The organism is Algoriphagus aquimarinus, assembly GCF_007997215.1.
Lineage (GTDB): Bacteria > Bacteroidota > Bacteroidia > Cytophagales > Cyclobacteriaceae > Algoriphagus > Algoriphagus aquimarinus_A.
In genome coordinates this window covers 804,685-821,314 of sequence record NZ_VORW01000001.1, presented here as the reverse complement: position 1 = coordinate 821,314, position 16,630 = coordinate 804,685, and the positions used below count along the sequence as shown (strand labels likewise).

13 protein-coding genes are annotated in these 16,630 nt (G+C 40.2%); 9 read left to right on the top strand and 4 right to left on the bottom strand.

The genetic code is table 11. The features are described from left to right. Nucleotides 1–23: 23 nt before the first annotated feature. The 4 genes from ESV85_RS03805 to ESV85_RS03790 all read left to right on the top strand — a co-directional run bounded on the left by ESV85_RS03805 (nucleotide 24) and on the right by ESV85_RS03790 (nucleotide 5,884). The gene (locus ESV85_RS03805; protein ID WP_146914899.1) at nucleotides 24–1,685 is read left to right on the top strand and encodes a carboxylesterase/lipase family protein; all 1,662 of its coding nucleotides are present in this window, start codon (nucleotides 24–26) and stop codon (nucleotides 1,683–1,685) included. A 183-nt stretch (nucleotides 1,686–1,868) separates the two neighbouring features. Next, nucleotides 1,869–3,527 (top strand): alpha-glucan family phosphorylase, encoded by a 1,659-nt coding sequence (glgP, locus tag ESV85_RS03800; RefSeq protein ID WP_146914898.1) that lies wholly within the window; start codon nucleotides 1,869–1,871, stop codon nucleotides 3,525–3,527. Between the two features lie 135 nt (nucleotides 3,528–3,662). Continuing rightward, nucleotides 3,663–5,465, top strand: a complete 1,803-nt coding sequence (locus ESV85_RS03795) for a M14 family metallopeptidase (protein ID WP_146914897.1) — start codon at nucleotides 3,663–3,665, stop codon at nucleotides 5,463–5,465. 14 nt (nucleotides 5,466–5,479) lie between these two features. Then, on the top strand, nucleotides 5,480–5,884 hold the full coding sequence (locus tag ESV85_RS03790) for a VOC family protein (protein WP_146914896.1): 405 nt from the start codon (nucleotides 5,480–5,482) through the stop codon (nucleotides 5,882–5,884). A 30-nt stretch (nucleotides 5,885–5,914) separates the two neighbouring features. Here the strand turns inward: ESV85_RS03790 and ESV85_RS03785 are convergent, their stop codons facing one another. The 3 genes from ESV85_RS03785 to ESV85_RS03775 form a co-directional block, all read right to left on the bottom strand. Beyond that, complete coding sequence (locus ESV85_RS03785; RefSeq protein ID WP_146914895.1) at nucleotides 5,915–6,508, bottom strand: YceI family protein; 594 nt, start codon at nucleotides 6,506–6,508, stop codon at nucleotides 5,915–5,917. A 67-nt stretch (nucleotides 6,509–6,575) separates the two neighbouring features. Further along, nucleotides 6,576–7,838 (bottom strand): hypothetical protein, encoded by a 1,263-nt coding sequence (locus ESV85_RS03780; RefSeq protein WP_146914894.1) that lies wholly within the window; start codon nucleotides 7,836–7,838, stop codon nucleotides 6,576–6,578. A 16-nt stretch (nucleotides 7,839–7,854) separates the two neighbouring features. After that, nucleotides 7,855–8,433 carry a YceI family protein gene (locus ESV85_RS03775; protein ID WP_146914893.1) on the bottom strand — a complete coding sequence of 193 codons (579 nt, stop codon included), beginning with the start codon at nucleotides 8,431–8,433 and terminating at the stop codon, nucleotides 7,855–7,857. A gap of 274 nt (nucleotides 8,434–8,707) precedes the next feature. Here ESV85_RS03775 and ESV85_RS03770 point away from each other — a divergent pair, with 274 nt between their 5' ends. From ESV85_RS03770 to ESV85_RS03750, 5 genes are all read left to right on the top strand, one after another. Continuing rightward, the gene (locus ESV85_RS03770) at nucleotides 8,708–10,867 is read left to right on the top strand and encodes a TonB-dependent receptor (protein WP_146914892.1); all 2,160 of its coding nucleotides are present in this window, start codon (nucleotides 8,708–8,710) and stop codon (nucleotides 10,865–10,867) included. A 2-nt stretch (nucleotides 10,868–10,869) separates the two neighbouring features. Further along, the gene (locus tag ESV85_RS03765; protein WP_146914891.1) at nucleotides 10,870–11,514 is read left to right on the top strand and encodes a hypothetical protein; all 645 of its coding nucleotides are present in this window, start codon (nucleotides 10,870–10,872) and stop codon (nucleotides 11,512–11,514) included. A gap of 76 nt (nucleotides 11,515–11,590) precedes the next feature. Further along, the gene (locus ESV85_RS03760; protein ID WP_146914890.1) at nucleotides 11,591–12,664 is read left to right on the top strand and encodes a sensor histidine kinase; all 1,074 of its coding nucleotides are present in this window, start codon (nucleotides 11,591–11,593) and stop codon (nucleotides 12,662–12,664) included. Nucleotides 12,665–12,748: 84 nt separating this feature from the next. Next, the gene (locus ESV85_RS03755; RefSeq protein WP_146914889.1) at nucleotides 12,749–13,501 is read left to right on the top strand and encodes a LytR/AlgR family response regulator transcription factor; all 753 of its coding nucleotides are present in this window, start codon (nucleotides 12,749–12,751) and stop codon (nucleotides 13,499–13,501) included. 156 nt (nucleotides 13,502–13,657) lie between these two features. After that, nucleotides 13,658–14,785: a DUF4221 family protein gene (locus tag ESV85_RS03750; RefSeq protein WP_146914888.1), complete on the top strand. Its 1,128-nt coding sequence runs from the start codon at nucleotides 13,658–13,660 to the stop codon at nucleotides 14,783–14,785. Between the two features lie 110 nt (nucleotides 14,786–14,895). On the opposite strand, the gene ESV85_RS03745 is transcribed toward ESV85_RS03750, so the two are convergent. Further along, on the bottom strand, nucleotides 14,896–16,467 hold the full coding sequence (locus ESV85_RS03745; protein WP_146914887.1) for a ribonuclease E/G: 1,572 nt from the start codon (nucleotides 16,465–16,467) through the stop codon (nucleotides 14,896–14,898). Between the last annotated feature and the right edge of the window lie 163 nt (nucleotides 16,468–16,630).

Here is a 16,630-nt window from a genome sequence, read left to right as displayed (position 1 = left end):
TCTTTAACATTAAACCCTATAACATGAAAAATAATAGACGCGAATTCTTTAAGAAAGTCGGCGTAGGTACTGCAGGACTCAGTCTAGCTGCAGCAGTACCATTTTCTACGCAAGCAAAATCCTCGTCGAAAACAGCTCCCCATGGAGGTCAATTTCTCCAGATCGGAGACGACATTGCCATTGCAAATACAAATTCAGGCAAGGTGAGAGGTTATATTCTAAACAATATCTATACTTTTCTCGGAGTTCCTTATGGAGCTGATACTTCGGGTAAAAACCGATTTATGCCTCCCCAAAAGCCAGCTCCTTGGGCAGATGTGAAGCCAACTATTTGGTGGGGAAATACTGCTCCTCAAATCATGGACAATCGCTATGAGAACCCCAATTCTTCCTTTGCCGATCATTGGAATTACGATGACTTAAGCGAGGACTGCCTCAAACTGAATGTCTGGACTCCGGCTTTGGACGGCAAAAAGAGACCTGTGCTAGTTTGGCTTCATGGTGGAGGATTCACTAACGGAAATGCAGTAGAGCAAGACGGCTACCACGGGGAAAACCTAAGTAAAAGTGGTGACATGGTTTTCGTATCCATCAATCACAGACTTGGTCCAATCGGCTTCACTGATCTTTCGGGAGTGGGTGGATCTAAGTATGCAGATTCTGGAAATGTCAGTCAACTCGACATTATTGCCTCGCTGGAATGGGTTCGGGATAACATCTCGAATTTCGGTGGAGATCCAGGGAATGTAACTATTATAGGTCAGTCTGGCGGAGGCGCAAAAGTCACTGCCACGATGGCCATGCCTGCGGCAAAAGGTTTGGTGCATAAAGGGGTCGCTCTGAGTGGATCTATGCTTCAGGCCTCTAACCAAGAATATTCCCGCAATCTCGGTGAATATGTCATGAAAGAGGCAGGATTTACTTCAGATACTGTGGATAAGTTGCAGGATCTGACATGGAGGGAATACCTGGATGTGGCAAATAAGGCTATGGCAAAAATGCGGAAAGATCACCCGCTGCCTGGTTTTAGAGGCGGTTTTAGCCCAGTGGCTGATGGAGCAAATATCCCAGCAGGTGAGTTCTTCTCTGATCCAAATGGCTTGGCTTCGGACATTCCATTAATGATCTGCACTACTTTCCACGAGTGGAATCCAACGCGGACATCTCCAGAATTGGAGAAAATCGATTGGGCTGGAGTAGCTGAGAAACTGAATCCAAATTTTGGAACAGATACAGATAAAGTAATCGCAGGGTATCGCAAGGACTTCCCAGAAGCTTCTCCTGCAGATCTTTGGGCGATGATTCTTTCCAATAGAAAAGGAGCAATCGCTACAGCAAATGCAAAGTCAACTCAAAAGGCACCCGTTTATCTGGCTTGGTTCGGCTGGGAGCCGGATCTATACAGTGGCAGAATGAAAGCTTTTCACTGCATAGATATTTGCTTTTGGTTTGACAATACCGACCGTATGTACACCCATACAGGTGGCGGTGATAGACCTCGAAAGTTATCCGAGAAAATGTCGGCTTCTCTCCTCTCTTTCATGAGAACGGGAGATCCAAATGCTGGAACTCTTCCAAAATGGACTGCCTATTCTCCAGCAAATGGCGCAACTATGATCTTGAAAGACACTCCAGTTTTGAAAAATAAGCCGGATGGAAATGGACTGGCAGCTTTGCCAGCATAAAACTCCACATATGTAAAAGTAGAAGCGCAGAACTATATCAGTTCTGCGCTTTCTGTTTACACCTATTTATAAAGAAAATAAGACTATAAATCAAAGCCTGAAATCAGCTCAAATACTTTACGTATCACTTCCTGAATCTTGTCTTCGGATTTCAACTAAATTGGAAAAAATAACCAATCCACAATGACTGATTTTAGAAACTATAGCGTGCCGTATCAGATTTCGTCGGAATACTCCAAAAAAGCCGCCTATTTCTCCATGGAATTTGCCATCCATCAACCTCTCAAAATTTACAGTGGAGGTCTGGGCTTTCTTTCAGGATCTCATTTGCGAAGTGCTTATGAGCTCAAACAAAATCTGATCGGAATCGGCATTCTCTGGAAATATGGCTATTACGATCAAGGAAGAAATCAGGATCAAACTCTTAAGGCTGAGTGGTATGAAAAGAACTACAGCTTTCTGCAGGAAACCGGCATCAAGTTTCAAATCACCATTCACGGCAATCCTGTTTGGGTAAAAGCTATGTATCTCGCTCCAGAGACTTTTAAAAGTGCACCACTTTTTCTCTTGAGTACCGACTTACCGGAAAACGACTACCTCAGCCAAACCATCACACATAGGCTGTATGATTCCGATACTGCCGCCAAAGTAGCTCAGTTCATCATGCTGGGGCTCGGCGGCGCCAAATTACTTGACGAATTGAATTTCAATCCCGATGTCTACCATCTCAACGAGGCTCACGGGGTAAGTGCTGTTTTTCACCTGATGAGAAAGTTTGGCTCAAAGGAAGAAGTGAAAAAACGGTTGGTATTCACCACTCATACTCCTGAAGAAGCTGGAAACGAGAAGCATGATATCTACTTATGTGATCAAATGGGATATTTCAATGGCTATCCGTTGGAAGAAGTCAGAGAGCTGACGGGGATGGAAGGAGATCTTTTCAATCATAGTTTGGCAGCATTTCGATTTGCCAGAAAAGCGAATGGAGTAAGTAAGCTTCATGGCAAAGTGAGCAGAGAGATGTGGAGCAAATATTCGGATATTCCTGAAATCACCTCGATTACCAACTCGCAGAATTATACTTACTGGGCGGATAAGCAGCTGTATCATTTCATGAATACAGATAATAAACCGGGATTTGAAGACAGAAAGCACTATTTGAAAAAAAGAGCATTCGAACTGGTAGCAGATCAGACGGGAAAATTACTTGATCCAAATGTGCTGACAATAGTTTGGGCGCGACGTTTTGCAGGGTATAAAAGACCTGATTTGATCACTCGAGATCAGGCTAGGTTCGAAGCATTAATTAACAATCCAGAACGACCGATACAAATTATTTGGGCCGGAAAGCCATACCCTTCTGACTATGGAGCTATTTCCACATTCAATCAGCTGGTACATCTTAGCAAAAAATATCCCAATGTGGCAGTCTGTGTAGACTATGAACTGACACTAAGTAAGCGACTCAAGCAAGCGGCAGATATATGGTTAAATAATCCACGTGTTCCCCGCGAAGCCAGTGGCACCTCCGGAATGACTGCAGCAATGAATGGAGCTGTGAATTTCAGCACATACGATGGATGGATTTGTGAATTTGCCGAGCATGGTAAAAACAGTTTCATTGTTCCAACAGCTGATTACGCAAATATGAGTATTCCGGAACAGGACCATTTTGACTTAGAAAACATATTTCAGGTGCTAGAAAACGAAATAGTCCCAACCTACTATGAAAATAAAGACAAATGGGATGACATAGTAGAACAAGGAATGAAAGATGTGGTGGAGGGATTTGAGAGTAACCGAATGGCGAAGGAATACTACGAAATCATGTATAAAAGCTAGTATTGAAACAAGTAATCAAAAGCTCATACTCTTTCCAGACTGGGCTTTTGATCTTTTACATGAGCAATTGTCTGTTTAACCAAAAATGATTCTCTTCGATCGAAGTACTTTCGATATTTGAAAAAAGAACTCCAGATGAAAAAATCACTACCATATATTCTTTCAACAATCCTTATCCTTAGTTCACCTGTCGCAACCTTCGCCCAAGACATCATGCCTCCAACACTTCCATGGAATGGCAAAAGCAAAGAATTGCTTGTGGATAAGTCTGAAAAGTGGGTAACTCCTTTTGAACTTTCTGATGGTTTTGAATCTCCTACTTATTCAGAAACTATGGCTTGGGTAGAGAAATTAGCGGCAAATTCTGAATATCTCAGTATCGTGACAATAGGTACTAGCGAACAAGGAAAACCTATACAATTGGTAATCGCATCGAAAGATCAAAGTTTCTCAGCAGATGAGTTATCCACATCCGTAAAGCCTCTGATATTCTTTCAGGCAGGAATTCATGCTGGCGAGATAGATGGTAAAGATGCCGGAATGATGTTGCTTCGGGACATTTCTCAAGGAAGCAAATTAGCACTTCTGGATGATTCAAACCTGCTTTTTATCCCGATTCTGAATGTGGATGGACATGAAAGAAGAAGTGAATACGGAAGAGTAAATCAGCGCGGCCCAAAGGTAATGGGCTGGAGAACCAACGCTCAAAATCTGAATCTCAATAGGGACTACACTAAATTAGAGACTGCAGGAATTCAGGCAGTAGCCCGAGTTATCAACAGCTACGATCCTGATCTTTACATCGACATTCATGTCACCGACGGTGCAGATTATCAATATGACATTACATATGGCTATGTAGCAACCGGCGGTTATTCACCTCAAATTTCAAACTGGTTATCTACCTATTTTCAGCCTGAAGTAGATCAGGCTTTGAAGGATAAGGGACATATTCCAGGTCCGTTATTGTTTGCAGCAAATGGGAATGACTTCACTCAGGGAAACGTAGCCTTTTCTTTCAGCCCTAGATTCTCACATACCTATGGAGACATCAAACATATTCCATCGATTTTGATAGAAAATCACTCGCTAAAGCCATTTGAGCAGCGCGTATTAGGAACTTATGTTTTTCTAGAACAAGCTATCAAAACAGTTAGCGGGCATTTTGCGGAGCTTCAAGCAGCAGTGAAGTCTGACAAAAACCAAAAACCAAGTGAGATCACCGTGAAATTTGATTTCAGAGAAACCCCTGCAGATTCTATGGAATTTTTAGGAATTGCTTCGAGAACTGAAACCTCAGATATCACGGGAAGAGATTTCGTCGTATGGGAAGGGAAGGAAATCACCCAAATAGTACCAAGCCTGTTGATGGATAGACCTGTCGAGAACGTGGGGGTGCCGAAGGCCTATTGGATTCCTGCAGAATGGAGCTCAGTCATCCAAAAAATGGCGGATCATGGAATCGAAATGGAAATTTTGACCGAAGAAAAAAAGCTGAATCTGGAGTTTTCCACAATAGTAGATTATAAAATGAGTAATCAACCTTACGAAGGCTTGATGCGCATTCAAACAGTGAACTTGGATAAATTAGAAAGAACAGTCACTCTGCAGCCAGGTTCTGCGCGTATCAGTACAGACCAATCGCTTGCAGAACTAGTGGTCATTTTGATGGAGCCTGAGTCTATAGACAGCTTTTTCCAGTGGGGATATTTCAATTCTATTTTGGCACAAACTGAATACATGGAAACCTACATCATGGAGCCTTTGATAGCTAAAATGCTATCCGAAGATGCTGAGTTAAAGAAGCGTTTTGAAGAAGAAAAAGCTACAAATGCAGAATTTGCAAAATCTCCTAGAGCAATTTATTCCTGGTTTTATAAGCAAACTCCCTATTTCGATCAAAATTGGAAGGTAATTCCTGTTGGAAGAGAACGGTAAGTCTAAGCAATACTATGAAAATTGAACATCTCGCAATTTGGGTCGATAACTTAGAACTGATGAAGGATTGGTATTGCCAGTCATTCAAAATGTCAGCGGGTGAAAAATATGAAAACCTCACAAAAGGCTTCAGCTCCTATTTTCTCAGCTTTTCCACTGGCTCCAGAATCGAACTTATGAAGAGAAACAATATTGCTGAAGCTCCAAAGCCTAGAGGTATGGTATCAGGATTGGCACATTTTGCTATTTCTGTAGGTTCGTTAGAAACAGTAAATCAAATGACTGATGAATTCCGCACCCAGGGAATATCTATCATAGGTGAACCAAGAACTACTGGCGATGGATACTATGAAAGTGTGATCGAAGACCCAGAGGGGAATTGGATAGAAATTACTAGCCAAGGGGTTTGTTCAAAATAGTACTGATTAATAGGAGACAAACTCAACCCGTTAAATTTGCTCTTCGAGTACCAATCCAAAGTTTACCTCAATCGAATCCCTAACTTTAATAGTACCCAATAACTTCACTGGAGGATCTATTTCAAAATCTGTAAATGCTAATTTGCGTTCACCTGCTAAAAGAGCTTTCCCGCCATTTTTAGCAAGAAAAACGCATGAAATCGGATAGATTTTAGATACACCTGCCAGCGTGATTTCTACTTCGCCCCGTAGATTTTCTTGATTTATGTTTTCCGACTCTTTGATCAGATTCAGAAAGCGCACACTGATAGTAGGATGCTGACCCATTTGAAGGGTCTCTCTAAAATCATTAGTCATGATCGCATTGAAGCAATCAAAATTGACGGTTTTTAGAATGATTTCTCCACTCCATTCCGAGATATCGCTTTCAGGAAAATAAGTTTCCTTCAGCACATTTCCACCCTGATATTCATTTGATTCACATCGGAAACTTGAGATGTTGGTACTTCCTGCAATTTCGATAACACTATCAGATCCTATCCTCCAGATTTTTACATCGGCCACTTCACTCTTTGGATAGAAAAAAGAGAAATAAGTAATGAGCACAAGAAGTACAATCTTCATGGTGATTTATATAAAAACTGCCTAGTCAGCTCTTAAGAAAAATTGACTAAGCAGTTTGTGAAACTAATTAGAAACTGATAGCAGCCTCTATATTTACACCGTTGAATTTTGCACCATTATATATGGAGGTTGCATCAAAACCATTTTTATATTCTTGATTCATATACTCCAGTTTGACAATCACATTTTTTGTCATAAACCATCCTCCACCTACATTCAAACGGCCTATTTCAATATCAGAAGCATCTGAAGCTTTGTTTTTGCCTTTTACAGTATTGTATCTACCACCTAGATAAAATTGTTCAGTACCGCCGAAACGGTAAAGAAGCTCACCGGAAAGTTGAGTAAAATTACCATCGCCCTGCTCTTCAGAATTACCCACAGATTCTAAAATTCCAAAGAATTCCAGCCCTTTATATTTAATAAATGGATTGATCTGGAACGCAGTCATTTGCTTGAAGCGAGGATTAAATCTGCCTTCAAAATCATTTGAATTACCCTCTAGCGGTTGCAAAACATTGTAATAACGTCCGCCCGCTCTGTCTCCACCATACAACCAACTTCCAGTCGTAGTACCTTTATTTAAGTACCATGATCCTGTAAGTCTAAATCTGAAATCTTCATTTAATTGTTTATCCACACCTAGTTTCCCATAAAAGGACGGCTTGTTATCAGTATTGTCGTTTACTACGACACTTTGGTTCAGTTTGCCATTAGTTAGACCAAGGACTGCGATCAATCCGTCTTTTTGGACTGTCACTTCTCCAAAAGCTTCCGTGGAAAATGAGTCCATTATATAATTGCCGATAAAGGGATTATAGATTGCCCGGGCATTGTCGGATCTACGGAAATGTGCATCCCCGTAATTAAACTCATCCATACCAAAGGTTAACGTAGTGTAATCCATAATCCCATCTAGGAAACCTTCCTTGATAAATCCCAATCGATCGATCTGAAGATAACCCCCTTTCACCCAAGCCTCATTGTGATGCTTGGCAGAGAGATAGGTCCTTAAATGCAATCTTAACCCATCAGCGAGCTGTGTATTGATATTCAGGTTTGCCGATGGTAAGTTGAAGTTTGAGCCTAATTCTATTAGATTATTGAGAGAGTTGGAGTGATTGATAGACTGGAACTGCAGTGCAAAATCGCCTCCTATAAATACACGAACCCTGTCAAAATCGCCTCCTTTTTCTTTAGGAGTTTCAAAAATATTCAAACCCTCCTTGCTATTTTGACGGAAATATTGAAGTTCTGTTTTTTCTTGAGCTAGGACTATACCCGATGTCAGCATGGCGCAGGACAACAAGGTGAATATTGATAATTTCATGGTGGCTTAGTTTAAATTAATTTTTTGGTGAGAAACTAGCTTCAAAAGCTAGTGTGAGCTCATTCCCTGTTTTAATCGTTCCGAAGACCGCTGTAGGAGCATCAACTTTGAAATCACTGAACTGAATAGCGTGGGTTCCTGTGAATTTGATAGCGTTTCCATTCATAGAATAAGTCACATCAAGTGGTATTATTTGTGAAGTCCCGGCGATCGTAAGTTTCCCTTTAGATTTCACCACATTTCCGATAATTGCTATGCACTCGGTCATTTCAAATTTGATGGAGGGGTGCTTTTTTTCTATTAAAGCTTCATAGGCATTGTTATCCATAGAGCCTTTGCCGCTTTTAAGGCTTTTCACTGGTATATTAAGAGTAAGTGAAGTGATTTTTGAAAGCCTTCCATTTTCTATAGTCAGCTGAGCCGCACCTGTACTGCCCGCCTTGGCTATCATTTCCCAGTCGTGAATAGTAGATGTTCCAGCCACAGTGAATTGCTGTGCAGCTGAAAGAGAGTAAGCTTGCTGCGCAAAACTCGGAAACCACATCATCAGCATCACTGCCGGGATGAGGAACTTGGTAAAGAGATATCTTTTCATTGTAGTAGTTGGTTTGTACTTATTCCTAATGCAAAAGTAGGGTATTTAGTTAGTACGAGTAGTGAGATGAATTAGAGAAGAAAGTGACATAAGTCACCTTTACTTAAATAATTAGGCTTTACCTTTGATCCGTTTAATTAGGAAAATTAACAGTCGCTCCCAATTAATTCAGGTTTCAATTTTTTACACTTCAGTCTTAGCTTTCTACACTTCAGTAAGCTTTAATTTTTTGACAGAAAGCAGTCCTGCACATTTGATTCAAATCTGAATTGAAATGAATCCACGACTTCTACTTTTTATCACTTTTATCCTTTTGCAAACTCAAGCTTTTGCGCAAGCAACTATCCAAGGAAAGGTGCTGGACGAAAAAGGATTGCCTCTACCCGGAGCAAATATTCTGATCAAAGGAAGTTATGACGGAGCTACAAGTGAGGAAGATGGAAGCTACCAATTTGAAACTGATGTGAAAGGGTCTCAAGTCTTGGTGTTTAAGTTTGTTGGCTTCAAAACTCAAGAACTTGCAATTACACTTGATCATAATTCTCTGGAAATCCGGCAGGTCAAACTGGTAGAAGAAATCACCGAAATGAATTCGGTGACGATTTCCGCAGGAGCTATGGAAGCTTCGGATGAGAAAAAAGCTGTGGTGCTTAGACCACTGGATATAGTCACCACCTCAGGTGCAATGGGTGATATCGTGGGTGCTTTGCAAACACTTCCAGGCACAAGCACCGTGGGAAATGACGGACGCTTATTTGTTCGCGGAGGTGATGCAAGTGAGGTGGGAATCTACATCGATGGGCTTCGCGTAGGAAATGCCTATGGCAGCTCTACATCAAACGTACCCACCAGAACACGCTTTAATCCGAATATTTTCAAAGGGACATTTTTCAGCACAGGGGGCTATTCCGCAGAATATGGACAAGCTCTTTCATCAGCTTTATCTCTAAATACAAAAGACCACTCATTGAGAACCCAAGGCGATCTTTCGATCATGTCTGTAGGAGGAGGATACGCTCACACGCTAGCAAATGACACTCAAAGCATCTCCCTTACAGGAAATTATTTTGACCTGAAACCTTACCAGAAACTTATCAAACAGGACTTTGACTGGGAAAGAGCTCCTTACGGTTGGGATGTAGAATTGTCTGCACAACAAAAATTAAAGAAAGGCGGACTGGTAAAAGTGCTAGCTCGAACTGAGGCTGGAGGAATGAAGCTTTGGCAAGTTCAGCCTGGAGAAGATGGGCGGGGAATGTTTGTCAATCTCCATAACAAATACTCCTACGCACAGAGTAACTGGAGAAATTCCTACGATAATGGCTGGTCACTATTTGGAGGGATTTCAGTCTCTTCGAATAAAGACGACCTGATCATTGATACTACTCCAATAGAAAGAAAAAATCTGCTTTCCCACGCCAAATTCACGGGGATCAAAGATTTCTCAGATCGTATTTCCATGAAAGTTGGAGCGGAGTATTTTATCCATAATTATTCTGAGCAACTCAAAACAGAAAATCAGCAAAGGAGCTTTGAAGAAGGTGAAGCCTATTTCTTCACCGAGTGGGACTGGTATCTGAGTAAGAAACTGGTGTTGAGAGGTGGGTTGCGAGCAGGAAATAGCCAATTGGCAGATCAGTCTTGGATAGACCCGAGAGTCTCTTTGGCCTATCAGGTTTCAGTGTTTGGACAAGTGTCCATCGCCTCTGGTCAGTTTCATCAATTACCCATAGAGAACTTCCGAGTAATTGACCCAACTATTGGTAACTCGAAAGCAAAACATCTGATATTAAACTACTTGTATCAGAAGGAAGGAGTCATGTTTAGAGCAGAGACTTTCTACAAAAGCTATGATGACTTAATCAGGTTTGAAGGAACGCCTACCTATCCTACTCTCCTTCGGAATGCTGGATCTGGCTATGCGCGTGGGATAGACTTCTTCCTGAGAGATCGCCAAAACATCAAAAATACGGACTACTGGATTTCTTACAGCTTTGTGGATAGCAAGCGCTCGTACAACCAATATGACACTGAAGTTCAGCCAGACTTTGCACCAAAGCATAATTTTTCGCTCGTGGTCAAGCATTTCATACCCGCACTTAACTCTCAACTGGGAACAACTTTCTCTTTCAACGATGGATACACATTTACAGATCCAAACGAATCGGGAGAAATGAACTCTAAAACCAAAAGCTATCAAAGCCTAAGCCTCTCTTGGAGCTATTTGCCTAAGCCTAATCTGATCATTCATTTCGCAGTTCAGAATGTGCTGGGTAGAGAAAATGTTTTTGGCTATTCCTATGCTAGACAACCAAATGGGCAAGGAGTATTTGAATCCCTTCCAACTGGGCAGCCAGCACCGAGATTTCTATTCTTAGGAATCTTCCTCACACTTTCAAAAGACAAAACAGCAAATAACTTAAACAACTTATAATTATGAAAAAGTACATCTTAACCCTCGCCTTTTCTTTACTGTGGATAGCTTTTGCTCAAGCATCTGATCCAGCTTTCATCGCCGCTATGCAAAAGCAATTGACTGCCAAAAAGACTATTACCAATTATGAGCAATCTCAAACTGTCACAAACGGGTTTTTGAGAATTGCTGATGCTTCAGATTCAGAATGGCTTCCATACTATTATGCTGCATTATTAAAAACAGAAGCAGCCTTTCGCTTTGATATTGACAAAGACAAAAGCTTAGACGAAGCATTGGAATTAGTGAAAAAAGCCGACAAAATAGCTCCTGGAAACTCTGAGATCACTGCCTTGAATGGGTACATTTTGATGGGGAAAATCAGTCTAGATCCTGCAGGACGAGGACAAAGTATGAGTCCTCAAGCAATGCAACTTTTTGGAAAAGCGATTAATCTGGATCGTGAGAACCCGCGAGCAGTTTCCCTAATGTCACAAATGGAACTAGGGATGGCAGAGTTCTTCGGAACAGGGCCAGAAAAAGCTTGTGGAATGGCTAGAATGAGCTTGGACCTTTATAAAAAAGAAGAAGCAAAAATTACTGATGAGTACCTCCTTCCTACATGGGGGAAAATGCAAGCCGATCAAGTTGCATCCAAATGTAATTAATCATAACAAATTCAGGAGATTCCTTTCTTTCATACGTGAGAGAAAGGAATTGCCTCTTTTTAATTAATTTCCCAATATGCCAGAAAAAAACGAACAAGGAATATGCAAAACCAAAGGAGATATTTGGGGCACTATTCCAAGCTTTCTGATAATCAACTTTGGAATAGTGATGATACTCATGCTGTATTTTTGTCCTAGCTGTTTTTTAAGTTGGGCGGGAATCAAAAGCATGGCACCAGATTTCATTTTTTCATTCGTAATCACTGTGGCTATGAGCTATGGTGGAAATGCGGTAGAGACATTTTATGATAAGAGGATCTCTTGGATACATCATCCAGCAAAACGATTTCTACTTACAAGCGTAACCTATCTGAGTTATGCATTCTTGGTTTCCTTCTGCATAGTATTTCTTTATTCATGGGTAAGAGGAAATTTCACCCTCGATAATATTCCAGTAGCCTTACTTTTCGAATATTCACTAGTCCCAATGGGTATTGCGTTGGGCTTCATGGCCTTGTTCACTACCCGTTCCTGGCTGCTAGAATGGAGAAAGTCAGCATTGGAAGCTGAGATACTTCGAAGCGAAAAACTAGCCAGTCAATATCAGTCTTTGAAGGATCAGCTGAACCCGCATTTCTTGTTCAATTCTCTAAATGTACTTTCTAGCCTTGTGTATGAAAATGCAGATAAATCCGCTGCCTTTATCCAGAAATTATCAAGGATTTACCGCTACGTTTTAGAGGCTCAAAAAGAGGAAGTAATTGAGTTGGAAAAAGAAGTAAGTTTTGCTGAAAACTACCTAGAACTCCAGAAGATAAGGTTTGAAGATAGCTTGAAGTTTTCAATAGAAATCAGAGATCAAAGTGGCTTTCTGCCCCCTCTATCCTTGCAACTTCTTCTTGAAAATGCAATCAAGCACAACATAGTGAGTGAAGAAGACCCTTTGTTTATCCACATTTTCAGAAAAGAAAATAATCTATGGATTAGCAATACATTTCAACCAAAAACTAGTCAAACTGAACCATCTACAGGAGTAGGATTGAACAATATTAAAATGAGATATCAACTTCTTTCTGATCGAAATATTGAAATCATTAAGACTGAGAATGAATTCTTGGTAAAACTTCCAATTCTAGAGTTATCCACATGAAATCGTGTATGAAAACTGGTAAAATAAAACGATGAATATCAAGCTGCATGATTTAATCCGGCAAGGAAGTAAAATTATAATCATATGAAGATCTTAATCATAGAAGATGAAAAACCCGCTGCAAATTTGCTAAAGATGCAGATTAAGGAACATTTTCCAGATGCAGAACTATTTGGAAACTTAGATAGCATTTCAAAAAGTATTGCTTGGTTAAACCAAAATCCACAGCCGGATTTGATTCTTTGCGATATACAATTAGCAGATGGAATCAGTTTTGAAATTTTTGATAAGGTCAAGTTATCAACACCAATAATTTTTACAACTGCTTTTGACCAATATGCCATAAAAGCATTTCAAGTGAATGCAATTGACTACTTATTAAAGCCAATTGATCCTAAGGATTTCGCAAGAGCTGTGGATAAGTTTAAAGCAAATCTAATTAGATCAACCATTGAGATGGATGTATTGAAAAGCCTACTTATTCCAAATAAAGCAAGCTTTAAATCCAGGTTTTTGGTACGATTCGGCGAGAAAATTCAAAGTATCCCAACAGAGGACATTTCCTTTTTTAACAGCGAAGAAAGAGTCACTTTTTTACAAACTCAGGAAGGCAAAAAGTATGTGCTTGAAAGCACTCTGGATCAAACGGAAGCCCAAGTAAATCCAGCTAATTTCTTTCGTCTCAATCGAAAATACCTGAGCAGTATGGAAGCCATAGATGGAATATTTTCCTATTCAAATAGTAGGCTGAAAGTCATATTAAAAAACTGTACAGATCAGAATATTCTAATAAGCCGTGAAAAAGTAGGTGATTTCAAATCTTGGCTAGATCAGTAAATTAGATTTATGGGGATCCTAATGTATTTTTTGGGTGATGAATCAAGGAAGAGATTACAATAGGAAGAACTATCCGAGTTCATGAATTAATATAACGGTAAGTTTTTTTTTTAGAACGAATTATTTATTTTACAAGACACATTCATTCCCCATTACATGAGAAAATTTACTTTACTTAGTTTTTTGGCTATAACCCTTCTTGGAATTTCTTGCTCCACTAAGCCTGAAAAACAAATCCCTGTTTTAGATTTAAAAGACTTGATTATAGACACCCTGTATTTGGAGAAGGATACATTGACCAAGGATTTGGGGACAACTTTCAACTATATCAAAAGAGGTGATGAGGAATCTCTGATAACTTCAAAACAACACCGATTTATGGAATATAGCTATCCTGAAGGAAAGCTTATCCGTGATCAATTCTATGAAGAAGAAGGTCCGGATGGAATAGGAAGTTATTTACCAGTTATTTTCACTGATGACACATCTGTTTGGTTTGTATCTTATCAGGAGTTAATCCAGGCTGATCAAAAAGGGAAAGTATTGGCTAGATATGATCTTCCAGCAGACCCCACAGATCGATTAGCTGTCAATTACAATACGATGTCTGGAACAAAGGCCATGAACATCAATGGAAAGATTATCATTCCAGACGTGCCTTTTGTCCTGAAAGAATCTTTACTTGATTATGAAAATTGGCTGTTGGAATTTGATCCAAAGGACAGCTCGATTGATTATGTGAAATTCAAATACCCAAGTAAATACCTACAATTTCTGGACGATCCAACCTTCGCTACTTACCAAAATGGATACAATAAGAATGAAAACCTTCATTTGATTTCCTTCCCTGCAGACGACTCATTGCTGGTCATTTCCCCGAATTCTCAGAAATGGGCTTATGCGGGAGTTGATGATCATATGGATTTTTTAGTAGGTAGAACGGAGCAACAAGGTGAATACACTGCTTTTCTGCCTAATGGAAATACAAGCAAATTCAGTTGGGTAGATTATGATCCAACAGCACAGGTTTATCTTCGGGAAGCGATAATAAGGGTTGATAGTGAAACGAACCGTGATCAAGGTAAAAAGCCACTTACTAAACTTGTGATCCTAGATAAGGATTTTGAAAAAATCGCAGAAGTAGTATTACCCTTTCTTACCCGTGGATTCTCGACTCCAGATGGATATTACTTGTATATAGGATACCCACATTCTGAAGATGAAGTGGCTTTTGCAAGATTAGATTTCTCAAAAATCTACACTACAGATGGGAGAGATAACTAAGTGAATTTTACTATTAATCAGGTAAAATAAGAAGATCCAATATCTAACTGAACCCTTTGCGCTTCCTTTGTGTCCTCTGCGGTTAAAAAAAATTCATAAAAAAAGCGAGACTATTCAGTCTCGCTTTTTACTTGTAGTTCGATTTCCTCTCCAGATTCATCTAAGAATCTGTATTCCGTCACGGGTAGGGAAGAATCTTTGATCAGTTTTATCCACTTATTATACTTGAAAAACCACTTCACTCTTCGGCTAATAATGCCTGTAGTAAAGTATGCGTGCAGGTAGGGATGCAGCCCAATTTGTATTTTGCTTACATTCTGGATAGTAGCAATATGATCTACGTCTTTTTCTAGCTTATCAGCTATCAAGATAGACGCTTGTATTTTGCCGGTGCCATTGCATGCCGGGCAAGTCTCTTTGGTCACAATATTGACCTCAGGCCTTACTCGCTGTCTGGTGATCTGCATGAGCCCAAATTTGCTCAGAGGCAAAACAGTATGCTTAGACCTGTCAAACTTAAGCTCGTTATTCATCGCTTCGTAGATAGCCTTTTTATTCTCGGCCTTCTTCATGTCGATAAAATCGACCACGATGATTCCTCCCATATCCCGGAGTCGGAGCTGTCTGGCAATTTCTTTAGCAGCAACCAGATTGGTTTTTAATGCCGTTGATTCCTGGTCACTTTCCTGGTTGGACTTATTACCACTGTTCACATCAATGACGTGCAGGGCTTCTGTATGCTCGATGATCACATACCCTCCTTGCGGAAGGCTGACCGTCTGTCCAAACAGACTTTTAATCTGCTTTTCTATTCCAAAATTTTCAAATAGCTTAGCTTTACCAGTGTAAAGCTTTACAATTTTTTCTTTTTCAGGAGCTATATTCCTGATGTAGGATCTGATCTGATCGTAAGTAGATTCTTCTTCTACGGTGATTGCGTCGAATGATTCGTTGAGCAGGTCTCTCACAAGTGAGGAAGCCATGCTCATCTCTCCAATAATCTTGTCGCGACTCTTGGCTTTCATCAATTTACCCATGCCTTCTTCCCAGCTATTGAGAAGATTGCGAAGGTCTTTATCTAAGTCACTAACGGACTGACCTTCTGCCACAGTACGGATAATTACTCCGAAGTTGGCTGGCTTGATAGAATTAATGAGTCTCAGGAGACGTCTTCTTTCCTCGTTGCTTCGAATCTTCTTAGATACGTTGACCGAATCTGAAAAAGGAACTAGCACAAGGTAGCGACCTGGTAGAGAGAGCTCACAGGATAGTCGAGGCCCCTTCGTAGAGATGGGTTCTTTGACGACCTGAACTAAAATCTGTTGATTTTTCGATAGAGGATTGGAGATTTTTCCAATCTTGTCGATTTCAGGTTCGTTTTCAAAACCCTTCAAATTATAATTGCCGTAGTTATTGTTGCGCACCATTTTGGTGAACTTTGTCAGGCTGTTGAAATTTGCCCCGAGGTCCTGGTAATGAAGAAAGGCGTCTTTCTCATAACCTACGTCAATGAAGGCTGCATTGAGCCCATTGACGATTTTGCGGACCGTACCGAGATAAATATCTCCAACTTTAAACTGATTGTCCATTCCTTCGGAATGCAACTCAACCAGGCTCTTGTCTTGAAGGAGGGCAATTCGACTTCCGTTTTGAGCAGAATCGATTAACAATTCCGTACTCAAAATCTCGTCTTATTATTATGTAAATGAACGTTTACTCATATGACAATAAGAAGAAGTGTATTACTTCTTCTTATGTCTGTTTTTTCTTAGTCTCTTCTTACGCTTGTGCGTAGCGATCTTATGTCTTTTTCTTTTCTTTCCGCAAGGCATAGTCTTTGGATTT

What these genes read in the sequence shown, in the direction of transcription:
- ESV85_RS03755 (WP_146914889.1), top strand. Translation starts at nt 12,749, where the DNA reads ATGAAGATCTTAATCATAGAAGATGAAAAACCCGCTGCAAATTTGCTA.
- ESV85_RS03775 (WP_146914893.1), bottom strand. Translation starts at nt 8,433, where the DNA reads ATGAAAAGATATCTCTTTACCAAGTTCCTCATCCCGGCAGTGATGCTG.
- ESV85_RS03795 (WP_146914897.1), top strand. Translation starts at nt 3,663, where the DNA reads ATGAAAAAATCACTACCATATATTCTTTCAACAATCCTTATCCTTAGT.
- ESV85_RS03790 (WP_146914896.1), top strand. Translation starts at nt 5,480, where the DNA reads ATGAAAATTGAACATCTCGCAATTTGGGTCGATAACTTAGAACTGATG.
- ESV85_RS03750 (WP_146914888.1), top strand. Translation starts at nt 13,658, where the DNA reads ATGAGAAAATTTACTTTACTTAGTTTTTTGGCTATAACCCTTCTTGGA.
- ESV85_RS03760 (WP_146914890.1), top strand. Translation starts at nt 11,591, where the DNA reads ATGCCAGAAAAAAACGAACAAGGAATATGCAAAACCAAAGGAGATATT.
- ESV85_RS03780 (WP_146914894.1), bottom strand. Translation starts at nt 7,838, where the DNA reads ATGAAATTATCAATATTCACCTTGTTGTCCTGCGCCATGCTGACATCG.
- glgP (WP_146914898.1), top strand. Translation starts at nt 1,869, where the DNA reads ATGACTGATTTTAGAAACTATAGCGTGCCGTATCAGATTTCGTCGGAA.
- ESV85_RS03785 (WP_146914895.1), bottom strand. Translation starts at nt 6,508, where the DNA reads ATGAAGATTGTACTTCTTGTGCTCATTACTTATTTCTCTTTTTTCTAT.
- ESV85_RS03770 (WP_146914892.1), top strand. Translation starts at nt 8,708, where the DNA reads ATGAATCCACGACTTCTACTTTTTATCACTTTTATCCTTTTGCAAACT.
- ESV85_RS03805 (WP_146914899.1), top strand. Translation starts at nt 24, where the DNA reads ATGAAAAATAATAGACGCGAATTCTTTAAGAAAGTCGGCGTAGGTACT.
- ESV85_RS03765 (WP_146914891.1), top strand. Translation starts at nt 10,870, where the DNA reads ATGAAAAAGTACATCTTAACCCTCGCCTTTTCTTTACTGTGGATAGCT.